Here is a 16866-nt window from a genome sequence, read left to right on the forward strand (position 1 = left end):
TTGAGTGCGCTTGAAAAGTAGGACGCCAACACCATTTTTTTTAGATGGCTGGAACAAACCAGAATTCTGTTCGTTTAAGACCATAATTCCACCATCATTGGTGTTAAGTTATTAGCTGAAGAACAACCTTAATGACAGGGGTAAGACATGCAGATCAATCCGAAAATTCTTTGTGCTCTTGGTGGCGTTGCGCTTCTGAGTGCATGTAGCAGTGTGGACAACAGCGGCACCGCGGTACCTTACGGCGGTAACCCGTTCACCTACAGCAGCTCGGTCTCGTCTGCGCTCTCGTCCGAAGAGCCGACCACTGACTTCGGTAAAGCGCTTAAGGCCGAATATCTTGCATACGCGCAGCGCGAAGCTGACGAATGGTATGACTTCTTCGATGCCGACTTCTTTGCGAAGAAAGCCGGTCGCGTAAGCGGTGACACCATTGTTCTTCCAGAAGATCCGGCAAACTGGCGCTTCTCTGATGAGGAAATTGCACAGAAACGCGCCGTCCGTGACGAGCTTCTGGCCCTTCTTGATGACGGCAAGCGCGAAGCAATGCCGGCAACCGCAGCGATCGCACAGTCGCGTTATGACTGCTGGGTCGAGGAAAGCGAAGAAGGCTGGCAGACCGAGCTGATCAGCCAGTGCTGGAAAGATTTCGAAGCCGCAATGTCTGAGCTGCGTGCAGAACAACCGGCCGTTGTTGTAGCCCCGGTTGCAGCTGCTGAGCCGCGTCTGTTCACCATCTTCTTCGATTTTGACAGCGTTGCGATCACCCCGGTTTCCGAGCGTGTTCTTGATGCAGCTGCTGAGCAGTGGGCATCCTCGATGGGTGACATCACCGTCGTTGGTCACGCTGATGCCGCCGGTCCGGCAGCCTACAACCTGCGTCTGTCCGAGCGTCGTGCCGCAGCAGCCCTTAGCGAGCTGACCGGTCGCGGTGTGAAAGGCGACATGGTTTCGCAGGATGCTGTTGGTGAAGGCGATCTTCTGATCCCGACTCCGGATGGTGTTCGCGAGCCGCGTAACCGTCGTGTGACGATTTCTGTCGACTAATCACCGACATTTACCAAATCTTTGGCAACGAGGTGGCATTATGCCACCTCGTTGTTTTTCTATGTGGTTTTGACGATCTGGCGATTTTTCGCGGAAACAGGTGTTGAATTTGGGATTAATGTGAATAATCTCTGGATTGTATTCCTGATTTAAGTGAGAGGCGGGGACAAATGCTGAAGGCCATCAAGACGGTCTTTTCGCGGCGCTCGGGGGGCGTTGCTCTTGCAGTTGCCACACTGGCAGTTGCAACCATGTCGGTCTTGCCGACTGCGCGCGCGGCAGACAAAACACCGGTCGTTCCGTTTGAACGTTATTTCGCTGACTTGCGCGGCGACGGAAAGACCCTGCGTTTCAATGCGTTCTCTGGTGAAATTCCGGGCACGCGAATCAAGGAACTTCTGCGTTCAGGCCAGGTCATCGGGGATCGTATCCTGCTGGCAGAGGATGTCGCGGTTTATTTCCCGGATGGTTACATCGTCCAGTCGCAAACGAACTTTGCGAAATATGTGCCGAAATACGGTGTGAAGCCGAGTGAGGTTTCCGGTCGTGACGATCTGGTTGAAAATCCGCGTTATGCCCTGATCAATCGTTTCGATGTTATTTTGGGTCGTGAATGCGCACGCACCGAATACGCCAATGGATTTGCAGCCCTTCGCATCAAGCCGGATGGCGTGATGTCGCTGGTGCTTGAAACAGCTGGTCACTTCGACACGATTGTTGATGAGCAAACCACGGCATACACCGTGACCAGTGCCGTGCAGCCGGTCTTTATCGGCAACCAGGGCCTTGTTCCGGATCTGATTGCGCAGTGCGGGCTCAGCTAAGCTTTTCAAAGATGTTTTGAAACGACAAAGGCACCGGATGATCCGGTGCCTTTTTTGTTGTTGTAATGCGATGGCGTCCTTTCGGACCTGTGTTTTACGACAGGCGCGGCAGTTCAATTGCCGGGCAGCGATCCATGACCGCGGTCATGCCGTTTGCCTTGGCCTTCGCACAAGCCTCTGGATTGATCACGCCAAGCTGCATCCAGACCGACTTTGCACCGATTGCAATGGCGTCATCGACGACGCCAGCCGCGTCTTCGCTGTTACGGAAAATATCGACCATATCGACCGGATCGGCGATATCGGAAAGTTGTGCCACAACAGTCTGACCGTGAATCGTGTCGCCTTCCTGACCGGGATTGACCGGAATAACTCTGTATCCCTGATCAAGCAGGAACTTCATCACCCGGTTCGACGGGCGTTCCGGCTTGGGACTGGCGCCAACAAGCGCGATGGTCTTTGTCGTTTCCAGAAGCGTTTTGATTTCCGGGTCGGTGGGGTTTTGAAATTCGTCCATTTGGGTTCATCCACTTCGGGTGATCACTGTGTATGAATGTTATATGAGTGGTGGCTTCCTGCAACTTTGATATGCGTCACCAAGCATATCACGGGCGTGCAAATGGCTGCCCTCGCGGAAAGTTGATGGCAATTTAAGTGACGGCGGCCACCAAATGCTTTTTGACTGGGGGATCGGCGAAACCTGACAGGGTTATTTTGTATGTATCCATGGCTTGATCCATCCGGGCGGTTTTCCTTTTTCAAACTGACTGTCTTTGCCGCACTTCTTGTGCCCGGCATTGTGTTGTTGTGGCCGGTCATTGCCGAGGGCGGGGCAACCATCCCGGTCAAGGAAGCCATTCTGGAAAGCGGTGAATGGACTATCCGGATATTACTGATCACGCTTCTGGTGACACCGCTTCGCCGCATAACCCGATTTTCAAAACTGGTACAGGTGCGCCGCCAAATTGGTGTGGCTGCCTTTTGCTATGTGATGATCCATTTCGGCCTGTATGCGATCAGCCAGAACCTTGATGTTGGCCGCATTGCCAGCGAGATCGTTTTGCGGATTTACCTGACAATCGGGTTTGTTGCCCTGATCGGGCTGGCGGTTTTGACCGCGACGTCCACCAAATCAGCAATGCGCAGACTGGGCGCCAAGTGGGGGCGCCTGCATAAACTGGTCTATCCGATTGCCGTGCTGGGCGTGGTGCATTTCTTTTTGCAGTCCAAGGTCGATGTCAGTGAAGCAACCCTGATGGCCGGGATGTTTGTCGGCCTGATGCTTTATCGCTTTGCCCATTGGCGGGGATGGTCGCTTAAATCCACTGTGACTTTGTCTGTCATTGCTGTGATTGCCGGGTTGGCAACAGCCGGCATTGAATATGCCTGGTATGCCTTGGTGACCGGTATTCCGGCCGATCGCGTGGTTGCAGCCAATCTTGAATGGATGTGGCCGTTACGCCCGGCATGGAATGTGTTGCTGGCCGGCGTCGCGATCAGTGTGATTTCTTTGTTCGGGCGAGATAAACCGGCAAGGAGCTGGATCGCACGGCTCGTTGGCAATAACAGCGTCACCGCCGAGGCATCATCGCGTTAAGTGGCATAACCCGCCATGTCTGCGGTTTCGTGAAATTCCGGTCCACCGTCGGCTGACGGACAGTGGACCGGGTTGGTGTGATTATTCCGAGCGAATCTTGCTTAGGAAGTTGTTGGTTTCGCGACGCAGATTGACCGAGTACTCCATCAGTTCATGGGCTGATTTCAGAACCGTATCGGCACTTTCGGTCGACCGGACAGCCGCCGCACTGACCAAGCTGATGCTTTCGGTCACACCGCTGGTCCCGACAGAAGCATTTTCAACACTGCCGGAAATCTCCTGAGTCGCAGCGCCCTGTTCTTCGACTGCTGCCGCGATTGCCGATGCGCTTTCGTTAAGTTCACCGACAATATCGGTGATCTCGTTGATTGCGGTCGAGGACAGCTTGGTCGCGTTCTGGATACTTTCGATCTGTTCGGAAATTTCCTGTGTTGCGCGACTGGTTTGGGATGCGAGGTTTTTGACCTCGTTGGCGACAACCGCAAAGCCCTTGCCAGCTTCGCCAGCACGGGCGGCCTCAATCGTGGCATTCAGGGCCAGAAGGTTGGTCTGGGCCGCGATATCGTTGATCAGGGCTATGACATCGCCAATACGTGCAGAGGCCTCGACAAGGCCATCCACCGTTTCGCGCGTGCTGGTTGCCTTGTTCGAGACATTGGCGGCTACCTCGCTCGAATGGTTGGCCTGACGGCTGATTTCCGTGATGGAGGCAGACAGTTCCTCGGACGAGGCCGCAACGGTGGCAACGTTGTTTGACGCATTTTGTGCGGCATCCATGCCGATCTTTGCCTGTTGGGTTGTTTCATCAGCCGTGCCGGACATGACGCGGGATGCGTCATCCATGTCGCGTGCCGCGTTTTCAAGGCCGTCGATGATGGCCCCGACTGTATTTTCGAATTCATCGGCAAGCTTGCGACCGAGAGTCTTTTTCTCTTCCTCGTTTTTCCGACGCAGTTCTTGTTGTTCGGCCTCAAGGCTTTTCATGCGCTGTGCGTTGGTCTGGAAAATTGTGACCGCGCTGGCCATTTCGCCGATTTCGTCCTTTTGATCCTTTGCCGGGACTTCGGTGTCGAGTTCGCCGCCAGCGATCTTGTTCATGGCCACGGTCATGGCCCGGATCGGATGAGAGATCGACCGGTTGACGCTAAAGGCGATCAGAAGTGCGACCAGCAGGGTCACAATACTTACCCCCAGTGACAGGGTGGTGGCGTCGTTGATCGCGCTTGCAAAGAAACTGCGATCAATCCCCATAACGACAATGCCAAGGTTCTGGCCGCTGAAATCCGTGATCGGGCGCGCCATCAGGGCCAGTTCGGTGCCCTCGGCATCCTTAGGGGCAAGGATCTGTTCGCCGTCACGTGCCGCAGCAAGGGCGGGCGATGCGATATCAAGGAAACCTTCCGGGAAGGTGGAGGCGAAGACTTCAAAGGTGCCGTCACGGTCAATCAGAAGTGCCGCATCGGTGTTGGAGTGTGCCTTGAAGTTTTCAAAGAAGGCCGGACCAAAGGATAATCCAAATTCAACCGAGCCCACATGCGTCCCATCGTTGAAAACAGGTGTGACACCGCGCATGCCAAGACCGGCAACACCGACTTCCAGGCCGCTAATGGGTTGTTGTTTTGTATTGGTTTCGACCACTGTCTTGCGGAACGAAGACAGATCGTCGCCGAATTTATCGAGCTTATGAACCCTAAGGAAAGAGATCGCCGGAGCCTTATGGAACTGGAACTGACGCACGCCATGGTTTTCTTTGAGTTCAGCGAAGCCAGGGCCGAAAATATCGGCCAGCGTATCGCGGTCATCTTCCGCCATGGCTTTCTGGGCGGCAGGGATGGTTGCAGCAAAATCCGCCATCGCAAGCGCACGGGCGGCTTCCATGTCCAGCGCACTTCGCAACTTTTCGAAATTGACGCGCAGTTCGCGTTGTTCAGCGCCTGCGACAATGTCACGTTCAATGGAAAGATTGATAAGCCCGATCACCAATGCAGTCGCAAAGGTTATAAAGATCATCGCGATACTTAGTCGCGGACCTATTTTCAAAGATTTCAGCATGTCCACACTTCCCCGCCTATCTATTGTTTTTCTTAGAAGAATTATAAATATTCATTCTTCTGAAGACTTGCGGAGATCATCTAAACTCAACTTTGAGTTTATGTGAATACCAAATAATACGGGTATTTATATATCTAAAGGTTATAATGTTGCGGTGAATATAGGAAAACCTCCAAACAATTGCCTGAAGCAAATTTTTGACGATTGGAGGAGGCGACGGTCTTTTGGGCGGGAAGGGGCCCTCAGCCCGCTGCGCGGCGGGTAAGGGCAGTCAGCAATCCAGCGCCAATCATGACCCCGCCACCGATGCGTGTCAGGCGACGCAGGGCGGATGGGTGGCGGAACCGTTCACGCAGCGCACTTGCCATCACCGCCCAGATCGCAACGTTGATGGCAGCCAATATGACGAATGTCGCAGTCATAATCGTGAACTGAGGCAAAAGCGGATCACCGGCTGTCACGAACTGCGGCACAAAGGCGATGAAGAAAACGATGCCCTTGGGGTTCAGGGCGGTGACGATATAGGCCTGCAGGAACATGCGCGACGGACGGTTGCGTTTGGCATCCGGGTTGTCATGCAGGGCTTCGGGCTTTTCACGCCACATCTTGATGCCAAGATAGATCAGATAGGCCGCCCCAACGAGTTTGAGCACGGTAAACGCCTCGGCGGAGGCCGCAAGCAACGCACCTGCCCCGGCCAGCGAGATCGTCATTGCGGTGAGATCGCCCAGTGCAACCCCCGGAACCGTTGCCCATGCAGTTTGTTTACCCTTGCCCAAGGCATAGCTGACGACAAGCATGATGGTCGGGCCGGGAATGGCCAGAACCACAGCGCAAGCAAAAGCAAAGGCAAGCCAGATTTCAAACGACATGGGGCGTACTCCGAAAAAGGTATCTGTTCAAAGAATGCGTCATTCCGAAGGGTTTGCAAATACCATCATGAGGTAATCTGCCGGATATAGGCCAGTCTATTCGTGGCGCCAGCACGGATGGCGCTTTTCGATAAAGGCGCCGATCCCTTCGCGGGCATCATGTTTTTGCATATTCGCGGTCATGACGTCGGATGCATAGGAATAGGCCTGCGACAGCGGCATTTCGAGCTGTTTGTAAAATGCCTGTTTGCCAAGCCGAACCGTCATGCCCGATCGGGCCGCAATCCCGGCGGCCAGGGCATTGGTGTGTTCTTCAAGTTCATCATCGCCGACCACGTCTGACACCAGTCCCATGGCAAAGGCGGTTTCGGCATTGATCGGATCGCCGGTCAGAAGCATCCGCATGGCATGCTTGCGGGCAATGTTGCGGCTAAGTGCGACCATGGGGGTAGAGCAGAACAAGCCGATATTGACCCCCGGGGTGGCGAACTTGGCGCTGTTGGCGGCAACAGCCAGATCGCAACTGGCGACGAGCTGGCAACCGGCTGCTGTTGCCATGCCGCGCACACGCACGATGACGGGTTGCGGCAGACTGACAATCGTCATCATCAGGTCGCTGCATTGCGTAAACAGGCTGGCATGCTGATCACACTCGGTAATGCCATTCATTTCCTTAAGGTCGTGGCCTGCACAAAAGACAGGGCCCTCTGCTGCCAGAATGACACATCTGACGGTGGTCTCCTTGGCGATCTTGTCAAATGCGTCCTTCAGGGCCGTCATCATCGCCCCCGACAGGGCATTTCGGCGTTTGGGGTTGTTCATCGTCAGGGTGACAAAGCCGTCATTATCTGTGCGTGTGACAAGCTCTGGCTCGGTTGTGGAAACGGTCATGGCGGGCCTCCCGGATGGCTGTATGTGTTTGACGTTTTTGATTTTTAAAACACGGTATACCGTAGTAGAATTACACGCAAAGGGTTAGCGGCCTGTGCCAATAATAAAACCCTGGGGATGTGCCGAATGTTATTCTGTCTTTGCCTGATCGATAAAAATTAATTCGGCAAGTGGTTGTGCATGAGTAAAGATTTCCCAAATCGGCGGGGGCGGGCACCGGGGCGTTTTGTTCCGACCCGGACAGTCCGTGAGTCTGTGCGGCTGACAAAACCCGTGCGTGAAACGCCCATCAAGCGGTTTGACAGCAAGGACATGATGGAACGCGATCTTGAAAGATATCGCGCAGAGGCCCGTGCACGTCTTTTACAGAACGGCTTTGATATTCCAGCCTTTCTGATGCCCAAACCCAAGATCAATCCTGAAGACGAGGACGCCGGTGATGCACCTGATCCTGTCATCGAGGAAGATCTGCGTCCGCCAGCCATGATCGGGCCAAAGCCCACCATGCCGGTTAAGAGTGAAAAGCTCTCTGATGTTAAAAATCCGGCTGCTGTTGCCGCGGCAAAGGTCAAACCTAATCGCCATGTCTATGTCCCGGACAAGGCAAGCGGGCTTGTTTCGATGTTCCTGCCAGACGATAGTCAGCTGAAATCTGGTGCATCAGACGCGGCCGGCGCAGCGGGCGGACAATTGGTGCGACCGCAGGATCGTGCAGCCCATGAAGCTGCCCAAAGGGCTGCCATCGACAAGGAACGCAGCGCCTATGACGACTATGTCGACAGCCTGAATGGCGGTAAGACATTGCTTGATCGGACGCGGGAAAAGGACAGCCACGGCGGCGATGTCGGCAATGACATTGCAGGCCGGGTAGACGACCTGAAAGAGGCCGAGGTCCGAAAGTCCCGCATCAATCTGCCAGATAGCGAAGACAACTGGGCCCTGCATGAAGACCTTGATGCCAAACGTCAGGCGATTTTGCAAAAGCAGGGAAAGTCGGCGGGATCTGCAAAAGGGCAATCATCGAAGGGGCGTAAACAGCCGGGTGAACCCTTGGGCTTTAACAAGATGATCGCGCGGTTGGCAGCCTACATGATTGCAGCGGTGGCTGTGGGCTATGTGCTGGTTCTGACAGTCAACGAATTTTCGGCAATTCTCGGCAGATAACGCAGATAACAAACTATTGCCGAACGATTGCCTTAATCCCCATATATCAAGAAGGAATTCGGTGGTGTGACGTCAGGGCCGTCTGGGCCTTGCGCGTTGCGCAACGATAAGAACAAGGTACGGGGAAGACAGAGCAAAATCATCCGAGGCGGGGGCCGCCGTGATCATGGCATGATGGAAATGATGCCGGGATCAGGGCGAAATAACAGTTCACCCTGTTGCAGGAGGCAGCAATCGATGCTGTGAAGTCGCCATGATGTATGACGAAACCGGTCAGGAAGACCGTCAGCCTGTTTACTTGCCTGAGAACCGCTTTCACTGGGCATCCAACGACGAAGTCGACAAGCCGCTGCGTGATCTTTCGCGTGGGCCGGTTCACGCCCGTTTCAGGCAAAAATCCGATCAAGGGCCGGGGATGTCGCCCGGTGAGTGGATGCGTGAAAATTTGCCCGGGCTCGGCGCAACGGCGATTGCGGCAATCGTGATCCTTTGTGTCGTGGTGGCGATCTATACCGACTTGGCCGGGATATTGACCCGCTAGTGGTTGGGGATCTGATGTCCCCTAAAAGCAGTCTGCGTATGCTCAAATTGTTGACGTTAACGTAAACGTTATGTCAGGCTATCTCCCTGAAACAAAAATGCTGCGTCAAAGCAGCTCCAGAGGGAGGCCATCCAAGCCATGAACAGTTCCGTGACCCGGACCGGCGTAACGCCAGCCGACTTTGATGCCATCATGCGCGAGAAAGTCCCGTTTGTCGGCGATATGGATATCAGGACCGAAAGCCTTTCAGACGATACCGCAATCCTGCGGCTGCCATTCAAGGAACGCTATCTGCGTCCGGGCAATGTGGTGACCGGGCCGGCGATTTTTGCGCTGGCCGATATTGCACTATATGCCGTGGCATGGCTTGTGGTCCCCAAGGCGGATCTGGCGGTAACGACCGAGGCGACAGTGCACTTCCTGTCCGGGGCAAAGCCCGGCGATCTGATTGCAGAGGCCAAAATCCTGAAGGCGGGCAGGCGGCTTTTGATTGCCGAATGCCATATTCGATCTGCCGTTGATGACAGCCTTTGTGCCCATGTGATCGGGACTTATGCGATGCCGCCGGCTGAAAAATAGGCTAAATTGTTGTGGTAAAATAATACCGTAACCGTTAAGTCTTTGATTTAATGTGAAATATTCCTGTTGTTTTCCTGTTGGATGCTGGCATAATGCGCCGACTTTCAACGAGGGAACATTCCCTCCGTGGAACCCAGTTTTCGAGTATAGAAATAATGAAAACCTTCACTGCGACACCGAGCGACATCGAGCGCAAATGGTTCGTGGTCGACGCAGAAGACGTCGTCCTTGGCCGCCTTGCAGCCGTTGTTGCCAACCGTCTTCGTGGTAAACACAAAGCGATGTTTACCCCGCACATGGATTGTGGCGATCACATCGTCATCGTCAATGCCGAAAAAGTCAAACTGACTGGCCGTAAGCTTCAGAACAAGAAGTTCTACTGGCACACCGGTTACCCGGGCGGCATCAAAGAACGCACCATGGACAAGCTCCTGAACGGTGAGCATCCGGAACGCGTCATCATCAAAGCTGTTGAGCGTATGATGAGCCGTGGCCCGCTGCGCAGCCAGGTTCTTTCCAAACTGCACGTCTATGCTGGTACCGAGCATCCGCATGAAGCTCAGAAGCCGGAAGTCCTCGACGTAGCGGCTATGAACGAAAAGAATAAGCGGAGTGGCAAATAATGGCCGACACCAAAACTCTTGAAGATCTCAAGGATCTGGCACAGGGCGGCGAAGTTGCTGCTGCTGCAGAAGGCACCCTGCCGGAGCCGAAGATCGACGCACAGGGCCGTTCCTATGCAACCGGCCGTCGTAAGAACGCAATTGCACGCGTCTGGATCAAACCGGGCTCGGGCAAAGTCACCGTCAATGGCCGTGAGTTCGAAGACTACTTCGCACGTCCGGTTCTGCGCATGGTGATCAACCAGCCGTTCGGCGTAACCAATCGCAAAGATCAGTTCGACGTTGTCTGCACCGTTTCCGGTGGCGGTCTTTCCGGTCAGGCCGGTGCCGTTCGTCACGGTATCTCCCGTGCACTGACCATGTTCGAGCCGGCACTGCGTCCGTCACTCAAAGCCGGTGGGTTCCTCACCCGTGACTCGCGTGCTGTTGAACGTAAAAAATACGGTCGCGCCAAAGCTCGTCGTAGCTTCCAGTTCTCGAAACGTTAAGTCGTTTTCGGGCACAAGGCTCGCGATACTGTTTGGAAAAGCGTCACCCTCGGGTGGCGCTTTTTCTTTTTGCAAAAGCCAATAAAAAAGCGGCGTTCTCACATAGGAGAGCGCCGCTTTCTGTTTAGTATCAGACGTGCCTGTTGCTTATTGCCAGCGGTCCGAGAAATCGCGCGGGATCATCAGGATGTCACGATCAACTTTGGTGACGTCCGTATGCCCGCAAAGCGCCATCGAGACTTCAAGTTCCTTGTGAATGAGCTCAAGCGCCTTGGTTACACCGGCTTCGCCCATTGCACCCAAACCGTAAACATAAGCGCGACCGATATAGGTGCCCTTGGCACCAAGCGCCAAGGCTTTCAAAACGTCTTGGCCAGAGCGGATCCCGCTATCAAGGTGGACTTCGATCTTGTCGCCGACGGCATCCATAATTGCGGGCAGTGCCCGGATTGAGGACAGGGCGCCATCAAGCTGGCGTCCGCCGTGGTTGGAAACGATGATGGCGTCTGCGCCGACATTCAGTGCCTCCAGCGCATCGCGCGGATCAATGATCCCCTTGATGATCAGCGGCCCGTCCCACATCTTGCGGAATTCGCGAATGCGATCCCAATCAAGGGATACATCGAACGCTTCGGCGGTCCAGGTGCTCAGCGATGACGCGTCGGCAACACCCTTGGCATGGCCGACAATGTTGCCAAAGAAGCGCCGCTTGGTGCCGAGCATGCCAAGGCCCCATTGGACCTTGGTCATCATGTTGGTAACCGATTTGAAAGTCAGCTTGGGCGGGGCGGAGAGGCCGTTTTTCAGATCCTTGTGGCGCTGTCCGAGCATTTGAAGATCGACCGTGATGACCGCGGCCGAACATTTGGCGGCTTTTGCGCGATCAAACAGGCGTTTCATGAAGTCGTCGTCTTTAAGTGTGTAAACCTGCAGCCAGAACGGCTTGGATGTGTTTTCGGCGACATCCTCGATCGAGCAGATCGACATAGTCGACAGCGTATAGGGAACGCCGAATTTCTCTGCTGCACGCGCAGCCTTGATCTCGCCATCCGCACTTTGCATGCCAGTCAGTCCGACCGGGGCAAGGGCGACGGGCATGGAAACATCCTGACCGATCATCTGGCTTTTGGTGGTGCGCCCGGCCATGTCGATTGCGACCCGCTGACGCAGATGAATTTCCTGAAAATCGGTGGTGTTTTCACGGAATGTCTGCTCAGTCCAGCTTCCGGATTCTGCGTAATCGTAAAACATGCGCGGTGTGCGCCGTTTATAGATGCGTTTAAGGTCTTCGACGCAGGTAATCACTGGCATGAGCTCAACTCCGAATAAAATGTGCCTTGTATTGGTAATACCACTTTCCGAGGTTGCCGCAAACCGAATTGAAAATCAGCTTTTGAGTTGTTGTTTTCGTAAGCCGGATTCGGGCCGATGTTGTTGGCACCAAAGAATTTTAAAAAGAGGGATCGAATATTCGGAAGGTTGTGATATTAACAAATCTCTGAGGCGATAAATTTTTGAATTTAAGGTGCGATCCAATGGTTAGAACAATGCGACGAGTTTTCAAAACATAACTGTTTGAACCTCTGTTGGATAACCTTGCGATATGTGAAGGGCCGCTAATGGAGCGGTCTTTTTTTATGCCAATTTGAAAGTTTGGCACTTACCTGAAGCCCAAAGAAAGGGACCCCCGATATGCAGTACAGAAAGCTGCACGACGTCGATTTTGATGCCGCAAACGCATTCCTTACCAATCATGCAGCGACCTGCATGGTGCTGCGCGGGAACCTGCGAACTGCCGGTATCGAACGACGTCGTCACCCGCTTTCTGGCAACTGGTTCGGGGAAGTTGCCCCGGATGGCAGCATCAACGCGATTGTCGCCCAATTTGGCAATGGCAATGTCTTTGTCGAGGCCGGCGATCAGAAGGCCATTCCAAAGGCCCTGACGGCTGCGTTTGTTGCAGACCCGCTGAAACCGGTTGCAGGTGTGTTTGGTCAATCAGATCAGGCGCAGGATATGCTGTGCCAGCTGGGGCTTAAGGATGCGGTCTATGCGATCAATGCATCGGATGTGCTTTACGAGCTTGATCTCAGCAATCTGATCGTGCCGCAAAACGCCCGCGCCGATGATTTTCAGATGGTCGATGCGGAAAAGATTGACCGCAATACAATGCTGCGCTGGTTGCGTGCCTACGAGATTGAGGCGCTCGGTGCGGAAGACACCCCCAACCTTGATAGCAAAATCGCCTCACGCCTTGTCCATGCGCTGGATGCCCGGACCATGTGGGGCCTGATTGTCGATGGCAAGGCTGTGTCGCTATCCGGCTTCAACGCAACCTTGCCCGATATGGTGCAAGTCGGCCCCGTCTGGACTCCGCCCGAGGAACGCTCCAACGGTTATGCCCGTATTCTGGTTGCCAAAACGCTTTTGGCAGTGCGGGCACGGGGCGTTAAACGTGCTATTCTGTCAACCGACAGTGAAGCGGCCGCGAAAGCCTATGAAGCGCTTGGGTTTAAGAAGGTGGGGCGGTATCGGTTGGCGATATTATGTAAACCGTCTGTCGTTCATATGGAGGATTGTACACTGTGAGATGGCTTCTTGCTGTAAGTGTAAGTTAAGCCTTTTGTGATTATGGTGGGCTAAATTTCAAGAGGTTTGAGGTAAAGATGAGCTCCAACGGTAACCTGAAAATCCGCGTATCCTGGTACGATGAGAGTCAGAAACCCTTCTTGGACGAGTTGGACGATAAGGTTTTCGAGCCTTGGGATGTCAGCTTCAACGCCAAGAGCGATCTGTTGGAGTTGGATCTTTTCCGAAAGCTTCTTAAAGAAAATCCGTTTGAAACCGAAGACGATCTTGTGGGCGTGTTTTCCTGGAAGTTTCTAAGGAAGTCAGGAGTTCCTTATGATCATCTTATGGCAGAGATCGCGAAAGCCCGACGTAAGGAAGTCGATGCCATCATCCTTAATCCTGCGATTGCCAATAACGCTTTGTTTGCCAACGGCTTGGAGCAAGCGATTGCATGCGGGCATGGTGGTTTCAAGGTTGTTTTTCCGAAGCTTGAGCTTGGGCAAATAACCAAATCGCTGTTGCCTGTAGACACCTTCTGTATGTCTTCGTACATCATCGCTAATCGCGCATTTTGGTGTGATTTGGTGCGCTTCCTTGACTTGTATTTGGATATCGCTGACCGTCTGGCGAAGACCGACGAAGAGTTCAAGAAGGTCTATTTTGCAAGTGCTGGTTACCATCGGAACCGCAAATTTGATCATCGACCATTTATGATTGAGCGATTGGTTCAGCTATTCCTGAATACACGAATGTATAACGTTCATTATTTGCATCCCACGGAGAATTGGTTGGGCAACAAATTCGGGGACAAGGCCGAAATTGTGGACAAGTTATACCACCTCAAGCGAGTGTCGCTAAATAACAGCCTTTTGCTCAAGGAATGGATGCAAGTACGACATCCGATTGTTTCAGATTGGCCGAAATTGACAGAGTTTTTCCATCTCGACGATCCGAAAATAGAAATGTGAATGGGCGGATCCGGGGCTATCTCGCAGAAAAGTCTCTAATTGCCTTTGCTACGTAGCGACACTGGTCAGTACTGAGATGCGGCCCGATTGGCAGGCTAAGCACGTCTTTGGCAAATTGGTCTGCAAATGGATAGTTGCCGTTTGCCGGGAGACTGTCAGCGTATGCTTGCTGCCTGTGGGAGGGCACCGGATAGTGAATGCCGGTACCAATGTTATGCTGGGCAAGATAGCTTTGCAGCTTGTCACGTTCAGGCTGACGTATGACAAAAAGGTGCCATACCGCATCCGCCCATTCCGGGATTGCAGGCAGAATGACGTTGCTGTCTTGCAATTCCTCTAAGTAAACTGTGGCTTGCTCTTTGCGCAAATTGTTCCATTGATCAAGGTGTCGAAGCTTGACTTCAAGCATTGCTGCCTGCAGCGGGTCTAGGCGGCTATTAAAGCCTTTCACCTCGTTAAAGTACTTCTTCCGGGAGCCATAATTTCGCAGAATTCTTATCTTTTCTGCGAGTTCTGCGTCGTTTGTGGTGATTGCGCCGCCATCCCCAAACGCACCGAGGTTTTTGGCCGGGTAAAAGCTCCATGTTGCGATGGTTCCGTGTCCACCGATTTTGCGGCCTTTATAAGAGGCCCCATGCGCTTGCGCGGCATCTTCAATCACTGGGATGTCATGTTTCTCCGATATCTTAAGGATCGGGTCAAGGTCAGCGGGTTGCCCATAAAGGTGAACCGGAATGATTGCGCGTGTTTTTGGTGTGATTGCAGCTTCTATCTGTTCGGGATCGATATTGAAACTGTTCGCGCGCGGTTCGACGGGAACGAGATTTGCACCAACCTGCGAAACGGCAAGCCAGGTCGCAATAAAAGTATGAGACGGAACGATAACTTCGTCGCCGGGGCCAACATCAAGTGCACGCAGGGAAAGCACCAGTGCATCAAGACCACTTGCTACCCCGACGCAATGTTTGACATTGCAGTAGTTTGCATATGTATCTTCAAGACTTTCAACAGCGTCGCCTAGGATGTAAAAGCCGGATTCCATAACCTGTTGATAAGCGGCGTCTATATCCGTCTTGATCGCGCGGTACGTATGACCCGGATCGAGAAAATCAACTTTCATCGGCGCTTTTCCTGCTCATCATGTTTCACGGATACAGTTGGCATTTTAACATCGAGTGAGACTCAGAACCGGCTACTTATTTGCTATGCTCTTCAGATAATTCTCGAACTTTGTGCCGAATTCTGCAACGTCAGGGAATTTCCTTGACCAATAACCACTAAGCGCCCTTGCTTGCTTTGCACCTTGAGTGGCCAGTTCTGTATCAGTGATAACGCCGTTCTTGTGTGAGGCGATTAGCAGGTCAATCCAGTCTGTGATTGCAAACACGAAATCGGGGTTGCTATCTGGGTTGGAGTTTGAATTGTGCTGCGGATCGAAACGGAAATAGCTCAACTCTTCATCAATATAATGCGCCTGATGCCTGAGGGTAGTATTCCAGTAAAAGACAACGTCACTTAAACCTTTTGCGTAAATAGTGTCACTATAGGTCAGTGAGCTGGTCCTGTCATACTGTTTGAGAGTTTCTCCTCTGAGCATGATTGTTGAAAACTCCCCGACGAAGTTCTGGAAGCTAAGAATCATCTGCCTTTGAAGTTCCCTGCCGTCAATCAAGAATGCTTGATTTGCCGGGCGTCTCTCTTTCCCACGTTTGTTTTGGTTATTGATTGTGGCTGATGCAGAAAACACCATACTAGTATTTGAGCTCGACTGAAATGCTTCAACCATTCGCTCAACGCAGAATGGATGAAGTAAGTCATCATCGAAAAGTGGTTTGATGTAGTCTCCTTTTGCGGAAAATATCGCGTCCAAAATGTTCTGCCCGCCTTTCAATTCATTTCGGTAGTAATGAACTCCATTGAAGAGCGCGCATGTCTGCGCAATATTTTCCGTCGGGCAGTTGTCAGACACAATAATCTCGATGTTACTATAAGTTTGCCCGATCGCCGTCCTTAGAGTTTGTTCAAAAAACTCAGGCTTGTAGCTGGGTATTACAATTGAAACCAATGGGGTTTGAGACATCTTTTGCCACTGTCTCCCTTTTTCGAATGTCTTTTTATTAATCTGAACTATCTGTCCGCGGCTGCAGTTAGAAAGGTATGATAGTCCCGGAGGTAATCTTCTTCGTCATAAAAGTTTGAAGCCAATACCATGCAGACCGATCCGGATGAGAAATTGTCAAGCTCTCGCCAAATCATGGGGCATATGTACAATCCATTGTAAGAGCGGTTGAGATGGAAGCGTTTTTTTTCTTTGCCATCATCAAGCACGATATCAAAGCTTCCCGACATGGCCACAATCAGTTGGTGCAAGTTCTTGTGTGCATGGCCACCTCTTACAGAACCACCAGGAACGTCATAAAGGTAATAGACGCGCTGTATGTCGAACGGAATATGATTGTGTGCCTCAATAAAGGTCAGGTTCCCCTGACTGTTTGAGATTTTGGGTAGCTCGACAATCTTGCACAGATGAATGCTCATATGATCAAAATCCCATGTTTCGATCTTCCAAAGTTAACCACCAGAACTTTGCTTTCGTGTTAATTTCAGAAAAATCTCTGATGCTTGTACATCTTTTCATAGCGCAGACAA

General features: G+C 52.6%; 18 protein-coding genes. 10 read left to right on the forward strand and 8 right to left on the reverse strand.

The genetic code is table 11. From position 1 onward, the window contains the following. The first annotated feature begins 147 nt into the window (after window positions 1-147). Together TH4_RS08980 and TH4_RS08985 are read left to right on the forward strand one after the other, a co-directional pair. Entirely contained in the window at window positions 148-1047 is a 900-nt protein-coding gene (locus tag TH4_RS08980; RefSeq protein ID WP_063090081.1) for an OmpA family protein, read from the forward strand. Window positions 1048-1217: 170 nt separating this feature from the next. After that, window positions 1218-1871, forward strand: a complete 654-nt coding sequence (locus tag TH4_RS08985; protein ID WP_008890957.1) for a hypothetical protein — start codon at window positions 1218-1220, stop codon at window positions 1869-1871. A 94-nt stretch (window positions 1872-1965) separates the two neighbouring features. On the opposite strand, the gene TH4_RS08990 is transcribed toward TH4_RS08985, so the two are convergent. Further along, complete coding sequence (locus tag TH4_RS08990) at window positions 1966-2388, reverse strand: CoA-binding protein (RefSeq protein WP_064780735.1); 423 nt, start codon at window positions 2386-2388, stop codon at window positions 1966-1968. 201 nt (window positions 2389-2589) lie between these two features. Between TH4_RS08990 and TH4_RS08995 the strand changes: the two genes are divergently transcribed. Further along, complete coding sequence (locus tag TH4_RS08995; protein ID WP_064780736.1) at window positions 2590-3468, forward strand: protein-methionine-sulfoxide reductase heme-binding subunit MsrQ; 879 nt, start codon at window positions 2590-2592, stop codon at window positions 3466-3468. A gap of 81 nt (window positions 3469-3549) precedes the next feature. Here TH4_RS08995 and TH4_RS09000 read toward each other — a convergent pair whose 3' ends face one another. From TH4_RS09000 to TH4_RS09010, 3 genes are all read right to left on the reverse strand, one after another. After that, on the reverse strand, window positions 3550-5520 hold the full coding sequence (locus TH4_RS09000; protein WP_064780737.1) for a methyl-accepting chemotaxis protein: 1971 nt from the start codon (window positions 5518-5520) through the stop codon (window positions 3550-3552). Between the two features lie 242 nt (window positions 5521-5762). Then, window positions 5763-6392, reverse strand: coding sequence for a LysE family translocator (locus TH4_RS09005; protein ID WP_008890953.1), 630 nt, complete (start codon window positions 6390-6392; stop codon window positions 5763-5765). Window positions 6393-6488: 96 nt separating this feature from the next. Further along, window positions 6489-7283 carry an enoyl-CoA hydratase gene (locus TH4_RS09010; protein ID WP_064780738.1) on the reverse strand — a complete coding sequence of 265 codons (795 nt, stop codon included), beginning with the start codon at window positions 7281-7283 and terminating at the stop codon, window positions 6489-6491. Between the two features lie 273 nt (window positions 7284-7556). On the opposite strand from TH4_RS09010, the gene TH4_RS09015 reads away from it, so the two are divergent. The 5 genes from TH4_RS09015 to rpsI all read left to right on the forward strand — a co-directional run bounded on the left by TH4_RS09015 (window position 7557) and on the right by rpsI (window position 10678). Beyond that, window positions 7557-8447, forward strand: a complete 891-nt coding sequence (locus TH4_RS09015; protein WP_157097731.1) for a hypothetical protein — start codon at window positions 7557-7559, stop codon at window positions 8445-8447. A 253-nt stretch (window positions 8448-8700) separates the two neighbouring features. After that, window positions 8701-8988: a hypothetical protein gene (locus TH4_RS09020; RefSeq protein ID WP_157097732.1), complete on the forward strand. Its 288-nt coding sequence runs from the start codon at window positions 8701-8703 to the stop codon at window positions 8986-8988. A 138-nt stretch (window positions 8989-9126) separates the two neighbouring features. Continuing rightward, window positions 9127-9567, forward strand: coding sequence for a PaaI family thioesterase (locus tag TH4_RS09025; protein WP_064780741.1), 441 nt, complete (start codon window positions 9127-9129; stop codon window positions 9565-9567). A 155-nt stretch (window positions 9568-9722) separates the two neighbouring features. After that, on the forward strand, window positions 9723-10190 hold the full coding sequence (gene rplM / locus TH4_RS09030) for a 50S ribosomal protein L13 (RefSeq protein WP_008890948.1): 468 nt from the start codon (window positions 9723-9725) through the stop codon (window positions 10188-10190). Beyond that, on the forward strand, window positions 10190-10678 hold the full coding sequence (rpsI, locus tag TH4_RS09035; RefSeq protein WP_008890947.1) for a 30S ribosomal protein S9: 489 nt from the start codon (window positions 10190-10192) through the stop codon (window positions 10676-10678). The genes rplM and rpsI overlap by 1 nt, the downstream gene beginning before the upstream one ends. 147 nt (window positions 10679-10825) lie before the next feature. On the opposite strand, the gene TH4_RS09040 is transcribed toward rpsI, so the two are convergent. After that, entirely contained in the window at window positions 10826-11989 is a 1164-nt protein-coding gene (locus TH4_RS09040) for an alpha-hydroxy acid oxidase (RefSeq protein ID WP_064780742.1), read from the reverse strand. A 381-nt stretch (window positions 11990-12370) separates the two neighbouring features. Between TH4_RS09040 and TH4_RS09045 the strand changes: the two genes are divergently transcribed. Continuing rightward, window positions 12371-13267 (forward strand): GNAT family N-acetyltransferase, encoded by an 897-nt coding sequence (locus TH4_RS09045; RefSeq protein ID WP_064780743.1) that lies wholly within the window; start codon window positions 12371-12373, stop codon window positions 13265-13267. A gap of 77 nt (window positions 13268-13344) precedes the next feature. Then, window positions 13345-14217 (forward strand): hypothetical protein, encoded by an 873-nt coding sequence (locus TH4_RS09050; protein ID WP_064780744.1) that lies wholly within the window; start codon window positions 13345-13347, stop codon window positions 14215-14217. Between the two features lie 16 nt (window positions 14218-14233). Here the strand turns inward: TH4_RS09050 and TH4_RS09055 are convergent, their stop codons facing one another. The 3 genes from TH4_RS09055 to TH4_RS09065 all read right to left on the reverse strand — a co-directional run bounded on the left by TH4_RS09055 (window position 14234) and on the right by TH4_RS09065 (window position 16755). Next, on the reverse strand, window positions 14234-15337 hold the full coding sequence (locus tag TH4_RS09055; protein WP_064780745.1) for a DegT/DnrJ/EryC1/StrS family aminotransferase: 1104 nt from the start codon (window positions 15335-15337) through the stop codon (window positions 14234-14236). A gap of 72 nt (window positions 15338-15409) precedes the next feature. Then, the gene (locus TH4_RS09060) at window positions 15410-16297 is read right to left on the reverse strand and encodes a glycosyltransferase family 2 protein (protein ID WP_064780746.1); all 888 of its coding nucleotides are present in this window, start codon (window positions 16295-16297) and stop codon (window positions 15410-15412) included. 47 nt (window positions 16298-16344) lie between these two features. Next, window positions 16345-16755 carry a sugar 3,4-ketoisomerase gene (locus TH4_RS09065; RefSeq protein WP_064780747.1) on the reverse strand — a complete coding sequence of 137 codons (411 nt, stop codon included), beginning with the start codon at window positions 16753-16755 and terminating at the stop codon, window positions 16345-16347. Window positions 16756-16866 lie beyond the last annotated feature (111 nt).

Origin of the sequence: Thalassospira tepidiphila MCCC 1A03514 (assembly GCF_001662875.1) — a bacterium.
GTDB classification, from domain to species: domain Bacteria; phylum Pseudomonadota; class Alphaproteobacteria; order Rhodospirillales; family Thalassospiraceae; genus Thalassospira; species Thalassospira tepidiphila.

Excerpts from the sequence above, each read along its gene's own strand:
- TH4_RS08990 (WP_064780735.1), bottom strand. The coding sequence starts at position 2,388 with ATGGACGAATTTCAAAACCCCACCGACCCGGAAATCAAAACGCTTCTG.
- TH4_RS09025 (WP_064780741.1), top strand. The coding sequence starts at position 9,127 with ATGAACAGTTCCGTGACCCGGACCGGCGTAACGCCAGCCGACTTTGAT.
- TH4_RS09045 (WP_064780743.1), top strand. The coding sequence starts at position 12,371 with ATGCAGTACAGAAAGCTGCACGACGTCGATTTTGATGCCGCAAACGCA.
- TH4_RS09020 (WP_157097732.1), top strand. The coding sequence starts at position 8,701 with ATGATGTATGACGAAACCGGTCAGGAAGACCGTCAGCCTGTTTACTTG.
- TH4_RS09055 (WP_064780745.1), bottom strand. The coding sequence starts at position 15,337 with ATGAAAGTTGATTTTCTCGATCCGGGTCATACGTACCGCGCGATCAAG.
- TH4_RS08985 (WP_008890957.1), top strand. The coding sequence starts at position 1,218 with ATGCTGAAGGCCATCAAGACGGTCTTTTCGCGGCGCTCGGGGGGCGTT.
- TH4_RS09050 (WP_064780744.1), top strand. The coding sequence starts at position 13,345 with ATGAGCTCCAACGGTAACCTGAAAATCCGCGTATCCTGGTACGATGAG.
- TH4_RS09040 (WP_064780742.1), bottom strand. The coding sequence starts at position 11,989 with ATGCCAGTGATTACCTGCGTCGAAGACCTTAAACGCATCTATAAACGG.
- TH4_RS09000 (WP_064780737.1), bottom strand. The coding sequence starts at position 5,520 with ATGCTGAAATCTTTGAAAATAGGTCCGCGACTAAGTATCGCGATGATC.
- TH4_RS09060 (WP_064780746.1), bottom strand. The coding sequence starts at position 16,297 with ATGTCTCAAACCCCATTGGTTTCAATTGTAATACCCAGCTACAAGCCT.
- TH4_RS09005 (WP_008890953.1), bottom strand. The coding sequence starts at position 6,392 with ATGTCGTTTGAAATCTGGCTTGCCTTTGCTTTTGCTTGCGCTGTGGTT.
- TH4_RS09065 (WP_064780747.1), bottom strand. The coding sequence starts at position 16,755 with ATGAGCATTCATCTGTGCAAGATTGTCGAGCTACCCAAAATCTCAAAC.
- rpsI (WP_008890947.1), top strand. The coding sequence starts at position 10,190 with ATGGCCGACACCAAAACTCTTGAAGATCTCAAGGATCTGGCACAGGGC.
- TH4_RS09010 (WP_064780738.1), bottom strand. The coding sequence starts at position 7,283 with ATGACCGTTTCCACAACCGAGCCAGAGCTTGTCACACGCACAGATAAT.
- rplM (WP_008890948.1), top strand. The coding sequence starts at position 9,723 with ATGAAAACCTTCACTGCGACACCGAGCGACATCGAGCGCAAATGGTTC.
- TH4_RS08980 (WP_063090081.1), top strand. The coding sequence starts at position 148 with ATGCAGATCAATCCGAAAATTCTTTGTGCTCTTGGTGGCGTTGCGCTT.
- TH4_RS08995 (WP_064780736.1), top strand. The coding sequence starts at position 2,590 with ATGTATCCATGGCTTGATCCATCCGGGCGGTTTTCCTTTTTCAAACTG.